Genomic DNA, 12,488 nt, shown 5'->3' with positions numbered 1-12,488 from the left:
AGCGGGCTATCTGACGAAGAACAGGAGCGGAAAGGACCAAAAAATCGCCCAAAGCACACACGAAAACGGATACATCAAGCCAAGAAAAACTTTTTGGAGAAATTCAAAACAGCTTCTAAGTTCCTATGTTTGTAATGTACAAGGTATCCGTCACCTCTTTAAACGGATGTTTCCGGTTCCTCGCTTGCGGTTCTAAAATCTTTGGTATAACTTACCACTGTTTTTCAATCAGGTCGGGTGGATAGTGCGTCATTCCTGTGTCTTTCCGTGTTTTCTGTGTTCCATTAAAATGTACAATTTCATACCGCGTGAAGTATAAATCAATTCAAAACAGTTTCTTATTTTTCCTCGTCCAACGAAAGTTCTCTGCTTCTAAATTCAGAAGGCTTCATGCCATACCGCTTATGGAACTGGATATTAAAAGCCCCTTTAGACATTTGAGCTTCTTTGGCAATTGCGTCCAACGTCCACTGGGGTTGCTCACGCATTAAGCGGACAGCATAATCAAGGCGGCAATTTTGTATGTACTGGGAAAAGCTGCAACCGGCAAACACCTTAAACAAAACCGCAAACTTATTGGCTGGGACATGAATCTCTTTCAACAATTCCTTCTTGTTAAATCCCGGACACAGATACAGCCGGCGGCTCATGATTTCATAACTCACACGGTCGTATAATGCACGGTCTCTTTCCCTTTACTCACTCCGGAATATACGGCACCACTTCCAGACGCGCCTCCGGATATTTCTCCTTCAGCAAATGCCGGATATACTCCTCCGTGTCTTGGCGAATCAGTGCATCATCTTCTTCGGGGAAAAGGTTATAAACCAGCGTATGCAGACGGATACCCCGCCGGTCTGCCGCCTCCAGGCTCAGCAACAAATGGTTGATGCTCCCCAGCCTGCCCGAGGTAACAAACACCAACGGATAATGATGCCGGGCAATGTAATCAATGGTCAGCAAATCGCGGGTCAAGGGCACCATCAGCCCTCCCGCTCCCTCCAGTAACACGGCGTCATAGCGTCCGCTCAGCGCTTGCGTAGCCCGCTCTATCTTATCGAAATCAATCGGGCGGCGGTCTATCTCCGCCGCCAAGTGCGGCGAACAGGGATAACTGAATATCTCGGGCATCGTCAGCCGCTCGTCATCTTCGGGGAGCCAGCCCGTGCCCATCAGCCGGCGGTGCAGCGCGATGTCTTCCGATACGTCTTCATTACCCGTCTGTACAAGCTTTTGCGTAATGGTGCGGATGCCTGCTTCGTTCCACTTCCGCGCCAGATAACCCGTGGCATAACTCTTGCCGATATTGGTGTCAATACCACTTACAAAATACACATTGTCTTTCATCTTTCGTTCTTTTAGTTCATTTTACATACTATATAAATAGGATGATACGTCAGCGGAACCGTCCCGTCGGGAGCGGCATAACGTCCGGCATAACGCATACTGAAGTCCGCCAACTTCTCCCGTGTCCAATGGCAGGGGCGGATGCCTGTCACACCCGTATCTTTCAGATGCCTCAGCACGTCCAGCGGAGTCGGGAAAGAAAGCTGCACACATGCTTCTGAAGCATGGACCACACGATATGCTCCCGAAAGCACTTCCCTCAGTTCGTCCAGCGGACGGTAAGGAAGCCCGGCATCCGTCAGCACACGGATTTCTTCGGCATTGCGGGGACCGAAGGTGCTGAAGGCAAGATAACCACGACCGGACAACAGCTTGCGGCATCCCAACAAGAAACGTTCGGGCGCATCGAACCACTGCAACGCCGAGCACGACACAATCAAATCCTGGCCGGAAGGGAAATCAAGCGCCTCGGCATCCTTTGCCACAAAACTTACCTGCCCGCCCAGCAAGTCGGCGAAATAAGGCTCCACCTCAGGACAAAGGTCGTTCAGCACCAGCCGCTCCGGACACCAGCGGTGCAAATAGGCACGGGTGAACAATCCGGTTCCGCATCCGATTTCGAGCACCCGGCGATGCGATTCCGGCGACACATACCGCCCTATCAGGTCTGCCATACGCAAGGCAATGTCGCGTTGCACAAATGCCTGACGCGGATAACTGCCCGAAGCCTTGGCAAAACGATGACGGATCAGTGCCTTGTCCATACAGCCTCCTCTCCCGAAAGCAGGCGGTCGAACAATGCGCCGCCGTAATGCGCCACGTCTTTTTCAATGACCGCAGTCCCCCTCCACGCCTCACGCTGGTTGGCAGGAGGAAAGATTTTATCGTCCGTCCCGATGATTGCCTTGTCCCATACGAAAGGAGCGGACGGACGGCGCACGTACTGCTCTAACGCCTGCAGCTCTTCGTGCAGTTCCGGTACCGGACGGTAAGGCGCGTGCGACAGAAATTCTTTCACCTGCTCCGCCGTCCCGCAAATGCGCCGGCGGAAACGTACCAACGCCGCATCCGAAAAATTCTCCAGCGTAGCGCGGAAGATAGCTTCGGGGATTCCCTTCCGGTCATCTATCGGGAAGGGCGTACCGCCTACGGCAAGCCTCATCTGCCACGGATAATCCTTGCCTGTCAAGACTTGTCCGGCAACCCACACGCCCATCGACCAAGCCAGCAGGCGGATTTCGCGATAATCGTCCAGCAGCGAATAGTCGAAATCCAGCGTGCGGTAATCGAAACACAACAGATAATCGTACCCGTCTTCCACCGGACGGCTGAACAGGTGTTCGTCACTTCCCCACCCTGCAAAGAAAAGCAGCAGCCGGGGATTGTTTTCTTTCTTTATAAATCGTTGTTCCATATCTAAAATCATTTTATTTTATCAGCCGAGCCCTTGGAAATGCTGCCAAAAGCTGTTTTCATATCAACCGAAGCCTTGGAAATGCTGCCAAAAGCTGTTTTCATATCTGCCGAGGTCGCGTGACATAAAGCCCCGAAATCTAAGTCCCCCCTTCGGAGGGAATTGAAGAGGCTTCAATGGCTTCTACCAGCCGTTCCACCTCTGCTTCGGGCAATGCCGCCGTGAGCGACAGGCGCAGGCGCGAGGTGCCTTCGGGAACCGTGGGCGGACGGACGGGGAGGACATAAAACCCGTTCCGCTGCATCTCCGCCGCCTTGAGGACAGTCTTTTCGCTCTCACCCACCACCAACGGAACAATGTGGCTCTCCGAAGGACAAGGATAACCCGCCCGGCGGACTGCTCCGCACACCTTCTCCGCCATCGAAGCCAGCCGGACGCGGCGGTCTTCCCACCCGTCCAGCCGCGAAAAAACGAATTTGGCCCACGCCACGTTGAGCGGCGGAAGCGCCGTGGTAAAGATAAGCGTCCGCATCCGGTTGACCAAATAATCGTGCATCAAACGGCTGCACACTACGTATGCCCCAACCGAAGCCAGCGCCTTGCCGAACGTGCCGCACAAGAAATCAATGTCCGCCAGACAGCCCTGCTCTTCGGCTATGCCCAGCCCCCGTTTTCCCCGCACGCCGACGGCATGTGCCTCATCGACATAAAGCATCACATTCGGATAAGCCTTCTTCAGTTCCGCCAGTGCGGCAAGCGGAGCCACATCGCCATCCATGCTGAACACGCTTTCGGTCACGATGATAAGCCTATCGAAAGCGGCATGATGTTTCTCCACCAGGCTCTGCAACTGCCTGTAATCCTGATGGCGGTAGCGGATGCACCGCGCCGCCGACAAGCGGATGCCGTCTATCAGGCTGGCGTGCACCAGCTTGTCGGCAAGTATCAGCGTATGCCCATCCGCCACAGCGGGCAGGATGCCCATGTTCAGGTGATAACCGCTGCTGAACGTCAAGGCACTTTCACGCCCGAACCGTCCGGCAAGCAATGCTTCCAATTCGCGGTGCACCGCAAAATTGCCCGTCAGCAGACGGGAAGAGGAAGCCGAAAGCAGGCGGTCTCTCTCCGGCACACTGCGGAGAAACTCCTTCTGCAAGTCTCTGTCGGAAGCCAGCCCCAAATAATCGTTCGACGCAACGTTCAGCATCCGCCGTCCGTCTTGCCCAATCCATACCCCGTCGTGTTCCGCTTCGGGCAAGGTGCGCAGGTTGCCTTCCCGCGCCAATGCGTGTAAAGTCTGTTCTTCTTGCATATTGCTTTGTTTTTTCACCACAGATTACACAGATTAATTAAATAAAAAATTTTTATTAATCTGTGTAATCTGTGGTGAATTATATCTCGCCCACTATCTTCACCAGCCCCGAAGTGAGCTTCGTCAGTTCATCGGGACGGATGACAAACGGCGGCATTATATAAACCAATTTACCGAAAGGACGAACCCAGATGCCTTCCTCCACAAAGCGGCGTTGCATCCATGCCATGTCTACCTCCCGCTTCGTCTCAATCACTCCGATGGCTCCCAAGACCCGCACATCCGCCACTTGCGGAAGCATACGGGCAGGCTCCAGCTCCCTGCGCAGTTGCGCCTCGATGCGCTCCACTTTCTCCTGCCATCCATACGACAACAACAGGTCAATCGAAGCGCACGCCACCGAGCAAGCCAACGGATTGCCCATAAACGTAGGACCGTGCATAAACACACGAGGCTCGCACGATGAAATGCCTTCCGCCACTCTTGCATTGGCAAGCACCGCCGAGAATGTCATATACCCTCCGGTCAGCGCCTTTCCGATGCACATAATGTCCGGCTCTACGCCGGCATGTTCCCAGGCGAACAGTTTTCCGGTACGCCCGAAACCGGTGGCTATCTCGTCGAAAAGCAACAGGACACCGTATTCACGGCACAGCTCCGCCGCCTCGCGCAGGTATTGCGGATGATAAAAACGCATGCCACCCGCACCCTGTACGATGGGTTCCAGTATCAGTCCTGCCAGTTCTTCGTGATGCTTTTCCATAATCTCCCGCAACGGAAGGATATCGCTTTCGTCCCACTCGCCTCCGAAACGGCTTTCGGGAGCCGGCGCGAACCAGCGTACCGGCAATGCCGGACCAAACAGGCTGTGCATTCCCGTCACCGGGTCGCACACCGACATGGCGTTCCACGTATCTCCATGATATCCCGAACGGATGGTCACAAAATTACTCTTTCCGGGATGTCCCATCGCATATTGGTATTGCACCGCCATTTTCAGCGCAACCTCTACAGCCACCGAACCGCTGTCGGCATAAAAGATGTGCCGCATCGAGGGCGGGACTATCTGCAACAGCTTCTTACCTAAGGCAATGGCTGGCTCATGAGTCAGTCCGCCGAACATTACGTGTGCCATATCTTTCAATTGCCTTTCGACAGCTTCATTCAGTTCGGGGCGGTTGTATCCGTGCACGGCGCACCACCACGAAGACATGCCGTCTATCAGCGGGGTATCGTCCGCCAATGTTATCACGCATCCTTCCGCCCGTTTTACCTTGTACGTAGGCAACGGGTCGACCGCCGATGTGTAAGGATGCCACAAATGGTCGCGGTCGAACTTATCAACAAGTTTATCAACATTCATAACCAGCATTTTTTATCCGTTCTACATCTTCTTGTACCTTCGAACCCAGCGTGGTAAGCAAATCGCCCACAATCGCCGAATTGATTCCGGCATACAATGCACGGCGCACGCATGCCTCGCTTAACCTTAAACGCCCTCCGGCAAAGCGCAGATAAGCTTCGGGATTTACCAGCCGGAACATTGCCACCGTGCGCAATACCTCTTCCTTCGATAAAGGAGCGACTTTTTCCAACGGCGTCCCTTTTATCGGCTGCAACAGGTTAAGTGGAATAGACTGTATATCCAATCCGTGCAACGTAAAAGCCAATTCCACCCGATGACGCATCGTCTCGCCCATCCCGATGATGCCTCCGCTGCACACTTCCATCCCTATGCGGCGCGCCGCCCGGATGGTCTCTATTTTCTCTGCCTGCGTATGGGTGGTGCAGAGATTCCCGAAATAAGAAGGCGCCGTCTCCAGGTTGCAATGATAACGGGTAACGCCCGCCTCATGTAAGGCACGCAACTGAGCCTCATCGGCAAGCCCCAACGAAGCGCATAAATGTATCCCACTATGCATACGCAAATAAGCGAAACGCTCGCACAAAACCTTTATCTCCTTATCCGAAGGACGCTTGCCGCTGGTCACCAGCGAGAAACGGTTCACGCCTTGCACTTCATTCAGCCGGGCATGACGAAGGCATTCTTCTTCCGACACCAGACCATACACCTGCACGCCCGTATCATAATACGCAGACTGGGCACACCATTTACAATTCTCCGGACACCGTCCCGATTTCGCATTGATAATGGAACACATATCAAACTTCCGTGAAGCACACCTCACCGTAATCCGATGTGCCGCCTCACACAACACGTCCAACGGGGTTTCTTCGGCAACCCTCAGCACCTCATCGGGCTGAAGCGGCTTCCCTTCGTAAACAGCTTTCTCAATTCTTTCTATCATTTGAGCTTATAAGTCTTTAGGTTGAAACGCAGATTAGCGCAGATTTTCGCAAATAAAAAAATAATTATATCTGCGAAAATCTGCGCTAATCTGCGTTTCAAAAAACATTAAAAGCGGAATGAGAGAAACCCGCTTGCGAGCCTTTCCCATTCCGCTTCCTATATTATATAAAGGTATATAACGCTCCGGACAAACAACAGATTTACCCGAAACCGATACCACTCTCTGCATCAAGACCAGAAACAATACGGCATTCACAACCTGAGATGCGGACACTAAGATTCCTCCGCCCCCGTCATCTACAGCATCTTCCGCCATTCTCTCGTCAACGGACGTTCTCTGTTCCCGGTTCTCAGAAAAAGATTTGTTCTTGCTCAATGCAGCATCGGCAATGCTCCGGCATACATGCCCGATTGTCACAACAATGCGCAGACTCACGAACACGGCATACCCCTTCCGGCTCCACCGACGGAACCGGATACTGCCTGCCTTATGTGAACAAACCTTCTTCATGCCGTTATTTTAATTGAAACGCAGATTAACGCAGATTTTCGCAAATATAATAATTTAAAATGAACCTGCGTTAATCTGCGAAAATCTGCGTTTCAAAAATAATCAATATTCCACTTTAATATTCCGTTTCATCTCGTCTTCCACTACAGCCATCATGCCTTCTACCTGTGCCAAAGCCAACATACGGCCGTGGAACGAATAACCGGCATTGTAGCCTTTGTCTTCATCGCCCAACATCGTGCGCCCATGATCTACACGCATCGGAAGCCCCGGCTTTATTTGTTCGAAAATACGAATCAAGTCGATTACATGACCACGACCTTCCAAGTGCGAACTTTCGATAAAATTGCCGCCCGGCATAGCCGCCGTACTGCGCAGATGTACAAAATGCGTACGCGAAGCAAACTTCTTCGCCAATTCACGCGTATCGTTATGCTCGCCTGCGCTGAGCGAACCGGCACAGAAAGTCAAGCCATTGTGCGGATTGTCTACAGCATTCAAGAACCAAGCAATATCCTCTTCATTGGTCACAATACGCGGCAAGCCCAGAATCTGGAAAGGAGGGTCATCGGGATGCACACACATATTCACGCCGTATTCTTCGCATACCGGCATAATGGCAGCCAGGAAATAACGCATGTTTTCACGCAACGCAGCACGGTCGATTCCGTCATACAATGCCAACAGGTTGCGGAAAATAGCCACCGGATTCTTGTCGCCTTCCTTGATATTTCCGTTTACGAATCCCTGTGTCTTCACGATAATCGAATCAATCAGTTCGTCTTTCTCGGCTTCGGTAATCACTTTGTCCAGTTCAGCCACCTTGCGCAGTTCTTCTTCCGTATAGTCCGCCTCGGCACCTTTGCGTTTCAGAATCATCGTATCGAAATAAGCGAAACGTACGCGGTCGAAATACAACGAACTGGAACCGTCTGCCCACGGATGCTGCAAGTCGGTACGCACCCAGTCGATGACCGGCATAAAATTATAACATACCGTCTTCACGCCGCATTTGCCCAGATTGGCAAGGCTCACCTTATAGTTTTCAATCAGCTGGTCGCGTTCCGGACCGGCATATTTGATAGCCTCGCACACCGGCAAGCTTTCCACTACCGACCATCTCAACCCGTACGATTCGATGTACGACTTCAAGTCATTAATAGCCTCCTCGGTCCATATATCACCGTTGGGCACTTCATGAAGTGCTGTCACAATACCTTCTACGCCGATTTGGCGCAACATGGGAAGTGTAATCTTATCTTTCTTCCCAAACCATCTCCAAGTTTTTTCCATCATATATACGAGTTCTTGAGTTTTTAAGTTCGTAAGTTTTATCAGTTCTTTGAAAAAAGACGGCGAAAGTTATCAAGAATATTCCAAATTGACAAATTTCTGAAGTAATATTTAAAAAGTATCAGCCTGTGCTTCTGTTTATGCATACAGGCATTGTCTGTTTCATACAGGATTAAATGAGCTTTACCAATATAATTTGACCTCCCTTGTGCCGCGAGAATATATATACATTGGCAATTGCAGATACATGAACTGCTATTGAAACCTATCTTCGTTCTGCAATCATACTGGCTAAAAGAAAACCTTCACTGACGAGCCGGGCCAATACCGGGAATGTGGCTTAACAAAAAAAATCAGAATGTCAAACAAGAAACATTCATTATAAATTAAGTTTTCCAATAAACAGCGATACAAACCACTAAATCGGCATTTTTATTTTCAGAAGTTATTCAATTTAGACAACCTCAGCAAAAGTACATTTTGAGAAATGTGCCAAATCACTACCTTTGCAAATGTTTTTCTTATGGTAACAAAAAAGTTTCAATAGGGAATGCCGCGCACATCGGCAACAGTACCCGCTGCTGTGATTTCCAAAACTCGGGACATGCAAATGCAGCCACTGCCTCGAACAGGTGGGAAGGCGTCTGCAGAGAGGAATCAGTCAGAAGACCTGCCACGGAAAAACAGAATTTATGTTTCACTTAAAAACACAGACGTATGAATACTGCAGACATTTGCATTATCAAACGGGACGGAAAGCGGGAAGACTTTTCGGCATCCAAAATCTCGAATGCCATCGGGAAAGCATTCCAGGCTACAGGCTTGGAATGCCAAGAAGCATTGATTGATGAAATCACCCAGCGGGTTATTTCACATTTCGAACATCCAACATTAAATGTAGAGGAAATCCAAGACCTCGTAGAAAACGAACTGATGAAAGTGCAGCCCGAAGTAGCGAAGAAATACATCATCTACCGCCAGTGGCGCAATACCGAACGCGAGCGCAAAACACAGATGAAACACATCATGGACGGCATCGTGGCAATAGACAAGAACGACGTGAACCTGAGCAACGCCAACATGTCGAGCCATACGCCTGCCGGACAGATGATGACCTTTGCCTCGGAAGTCACCAAAGACTACACGTATAAATACCTGCTGCCCAAACCATATGCCGAAGCGCACCGCATGGGGGATATCCATATTCATGACCTGGATTATTATCCCACCAAAACCACCACGTGTATCCAATATGACTTGGAAGACCTATTCGAACGGGGATTCCATACCAAGAACGGAAGCATCCGCACGCCCCAGTCTATCCAAAGCTATGCTACACTGGCTACCATTATCTTCCAGACCAACCAGAACGAGCAGCACGGAGGGCAAGCGATTCCGGCATTCGACTTCTTCATGGCAAAAGGCGTATTGAAAAGCTATCAGAAAGCGATTGTAACGGACATTGCTTTCTATATGGAAATGAAAGGTACGCCGATAGACGAAAAAGCCCTGACGGAACACGTACGCAAACACCTGACTTCGATAGAACCGGACACAAAAGCCCAAAAGGCTTTCCTTACAGCGCTGGAAAACGAAGGCTGCTTCCTCACCGAAGAAGAATCGGCGCACATCCTGCACTCCGCCCACAAGCAAGTGCGGAAAGACACGCATCAGGCTATGGAAGGATTTATCCACAACCTGAACACCATGCACTCGCGAGGCGGGAACCAAGTGGTATTCAGTTCCATCAATTACGGAACGGACACTTCTCCCGAAGGACGGATGGTCATCGAAGAACTGCTCCAAGCCACCGTTGAAGGACTGGGCACGCAAGGCGAAGTGCCGGTATTCCCCATCCAGATATTCAAGATAAAAGACGGGGTATCCTACTCGGATGCCGATTATCAGAAAGCAATGACCGACTTTGAAGCAGCACTGAACGGCGGAATGACTTTCGAGGCACCCAACTTTGACTTGTTTCTGAAAGCATGCCGCACTACGGCGAAAGCCCTTTTCCCGAACTTCATGTTCTTAGACACCCCGTTCAACCAAAACGAGAAATGGAATCCGAACGACCCGAAGCGATACCGCTACGAGCTTGCCACCATGGGATGCCGCACCCGTGTATTCGAAAACCTGAACGGCGAAAAGACCAGTCTGGGACGGGGAAACCTTTCGTTTACCACAATGAACCTGCCCCGCCTTGCCATCGAAGCACGCCGGGAAGCAGAGCGCACACCGGGAAACCAAAGCCAGGAGGCCATCGAACAACACGCCAAAGAGCTGTTCCTGCAATCGGTGCACCGCATGTCGGAATTTATCGGAGAACAACTGTATGTCCGCTACCAATACCAGCGGACCGCCCTTGCCCGCCAGTTCCCGTTCATGATGAGCAACGATGTATGGAAAGGAGGAGGCAAACTGAATCCGAACGATGAAGTGGGCGACGTATTGAAACAAGGCACGTTAGGCATCGGCTTTATCGGCGGACACAATGCCATGACCGCACTTTACGGCACAGGGCACGGGCATAACCGCAAAGCATGGAACACCTTATACGAGGCAATAGAGGAAATGAACCGGGTAGCAGACGAATTCAAACAGAAATATGGACTGAACTACTCGATACTCGCCACGCCTGCAGAAGGGCTTTCCGGACGTTTCACCCGTATCGACCGCAAGAAATACGGCATTATTCCCGGTGTGACAGACCGTGATTATTACGTCAACTCGTTCCACGTAGACGTGAAAGAACCCATCAGCATCGTTGAGAAAATCAAATGCGAGGCACCGTTTCACGCCTTGACACGGGGTGGACACATCACGTATGTGGAACTGGACGGCGAAGCGCAAAAGAATGTGCGCGCCATTGCCAAGATTGTCAAAGTGATGCACGATGAAGGCATCGGCTACGGTTCTATCAACCATCCGGTAGACACATGCCATAACTGCGGATACCGGGGGGTAATCTACGACAAATGCCCCATCTGCAACAGCGAGAACATCCTCCGCATGCGCCGCATCACAGGTTATCTGACCGGGGACTTAAACAGTTGGAATTCTGCCAAACGTGCCGAAGAACGCGACCGAGTAAAACATCATTAAAAAAGTGCTCCATTACCTCTACACATATCCCGAAACCATTGTCGACGGTGAAGGCATCCGCTTTTCCATCTACCTTGCCGGATGCAGCCACCGTTGCAAAGGATGCCACAATCCTGAATCGTGGAATCCGTCAGCTGGGTTTCCTTTGACAGAAACGGCAATCAAAACAATGATTGACCAGATTAACGCCAATCCGCTGCTGGACGGCATCACATTCTCTGGAGGAGACCCTTTCTACAATCCCAAAGAATTTCTGCCGGTTATCCGGAAATTCCATGAATATACCAAACTAAATATCTGGTGTTACACCGGATACACCTACGAAACATTACTTGCCGACCCTCTCCGCCGACCAATCCTCGACTATATCGACGTATTGGTAGACGGGAAATTCGAACAAGCATTATATTCTCCCTATCTGGAATTCCGCGGCAGCAGTAACCAACGTATCTTAAAGCTGAAAGATAAATTTAACATTTCACCCTAAAAAGCAACATTGAAGTTATGTTTTCATCATGTTCATTCATCAAGGATAAATCTATCATTTCAGCTATAAAAAACAATCGTTATCGCGCACACTATTGCCGTTTCCGTACACGAATATGCTATTTACGGCATATCAGAATAAATACGACATGATTTACATCAAGAAATATTGCATTTTTTATAATAAATCCTTTCTGTCTATTGCAGAAACACAAAAAAGCTATACCTTTGCATCGTGGTTGTGAAACCAATAAGCATTAACTAATAGGTATTAGATGACATATACAAAAACTAAAGGTATTAGATTAAGGTAAACAATTCAAAGCAAAAAGGTATTAGATTTAAGGTATTAGATGTTTTTGTTTTTTAGGTATTAGTAATAAGGTAAGTTTTCAGGAATTAGATTCAATAGGAATTAGATGAATTGCTTTGAGGTAAAAAGAGAAAGAAAGGATAACAGAAACACAAACAACTGAATGATGATGAAACAAGAACCCTATTATGGGGGTTCTTTCGGAAGTCGGCGGTATTCATAAAAAGATGAATATCGTTTTTTTTGTGTCTATTTCCGCCATACACCTGCCAGACAAATCGAGTAGGAGGTAAACACTAATCATAGGTGTTTATCTCCTATTTTCATGTTTACCGACCTCTCACACCACCGTACGTGCCGTTCGGCATACGGCGGTTCCTATTTTGGGTACCATTC

Annotated in this window: 11 protein-coding genes and 1 riboswitch; of the genes, 2 read left to right on the top strand and 9 right to left on the bottom strand. The window is 49.9% G+C overall.

All coding sequences use genetic code 11. The annotated features are described in order from the left end of the window. Window positions 1–338 precede the first annotated feature (338 nt). The 9 genes from B5F25_RS19570 to uxuA all read right to left on the bottom strand — a co-directional run bounded on the left by B5F25_RS19570 (window position 339) and on the right by uxuA (window position 8,191). Complete coding sequence (locus B5F25_RS19570) at window positions 339–665, bottom strand: helix-turn-helix domain-containing protein (RefSeq protein WP_087207869.1); 327 nt, start codon at window positions 663–665, stop codon at window positions 339–341. A gap of 34 nt (window positions 666–699) precedes the next feature. Then, complete coding sequence (gene bioD, locus B5F25_RS19565; RefSeq protein ID WP_087251559.1) at window positions 700–1,347, bottom strand: dethiobiotin synthase; 648 nt, start codon at window positions 1,345–1,347, stop codon at window positions 700–702. Between the two features lie 11 nt (window positions 1,348–1,358). Then, complete coding sequence (gene bioC, locus B5F25_RS19560) at window positions 1,359–2,111, bottom strand: malonyl-ACP O-methyltransferase BioC (protein ID WP_087251558.1); 753 nt, start codon at window positions 2,109–2,111, stop codon at window positions 1,359–1,361. Further along, complete coding sequence (locus tag B5F25_RS19555; RefSeq protein WP_087251561.1) at window positions 2,096–2,761, bottom strand: pimeloyl-ACP methyl esterase BioG family protein; 666 nt, start codon at window positions 2,759–2,761, stop codon at window positions 2,096–2,098. Before B5F25_RS19555 ends, bioC begins: the two co-directional genes overlap by 16 nt. Before the next feature lie 139 nt (window positions 2,762–2,900). Next, window positions 2,901–4,073: an 8-amino-7-oxononanoate synthase gene (locus B5F25_RS19550; RefSeq protein WP_087251557.1), complete on the bottom strand. Its 1,173-nt coding sequence runs from the start codon at window positions 4,071–4,073 to the stop codon at window positions 2,901–2,903. A 79-nt stretch (window positions 4,074–4,152) separates the two neighbouring features. Beyond that, window positions 4,153–5,436 carry an adenosylmethionine--8-amino-7-oxononanoate transaminase gene (bioA, locus tag B5F25_RS19545; protein WP_087251556.1) on the bottom strand — a complete coding sequence of 428 codons (1,284 nt, stop codon included), beginning with the start codon at window positions 5,434–5,436 and terminating at the stop codon, window positions 4,153–4,155. Further along, window positions 5,426–6,382: a biotin synthase BioB gene (bioB, locus tag B5F25_RS19540; RefSeq protein ID WP_087251555.1), complete on the bottom strand. Its 957-nt coding sequence runs from the start codon at window positions 6,380–6,382 to the stop codon at window positions 5,426–5,428. The genes bioA and bioB overlap by 11 nt, the downstream gene beginning before the upstream one ends. 33 nt (window positions 6,383–6,415) lie before the next feature. Beyond that, window positions 6,416–6,895 (bottom strand): hypothetical protein, encoded by a 480-nt coding sequence (locus tag B5F25_RS19535; RefSeq protein ID WP_087251554.1) that lies wholly within the window; start codon window positions 6,893–6,895, stop codon window positions 6,416–6,418. Window positions 6,896–6,997: 102 nt separating this feature from the next. Further along, on the bottom strand, window positions 6,998–8,191 hold the full coding sequence (gene uxuA / locus B5F25_RS19530) for a mannonate dehydratase (RefSeq protein ID WP_204246979.1): 1,194 nt from the start codon (window positions 8,189–8,191) through the stop codon (window positions 6,998–7,000). Between the two features lie 504 nt (window positions 8,192–8,695). After that, window positions 8,696–8,881: riboswitch (cobalamin riboswitch) on the top strand. A gap of 24 nt (window positions 8,882–8,905) precedes the next feature. Here uxuA and B5F25_RS19525 point away from each other — a divergent pair. After that, window positions 8,906–11,293, top strand: coding sequence for an anaerobic ribonucleoside triphosphate reductase (locus B5F25_RS19525; protein WP_087251553.1), 2,388 nt, complete (start codon window positions 8,906–8,908; stop codon window positions 11,291–11,293). 4 nt (window positions 11,294–11,297) lie between these two features. Beyond that, complete coding sequence (gene nrdG / locus B5F25_RS19520) at window positions 11,298–11,780, top strand: anaerobic ribonucleoside-triphosphate reductase activating protein (protein ID WP_022039569.1); 483 nt, start codon at window positions 11,298–11,300, stop codon at window positions 11,778–11,780. Window positions 11,781–12,488 lie beyond the last annotated feature (708 nt).

Origin of the sequence: Bacteroides sp. An19 (genome assembly GCF_002160215.1) — a bacterium.
Classification (GTDB): Bacteria; Bacteroidota; Bacteroidia; order Bacteroidales; family Bacteroidaceae; genus Phocaeicola; species Phocaeicola intestinalis.
Note: the sequence above shows the minus strand (reverse complement) of the source record. Positions and strands in the feature narration are given on the sequence as shown.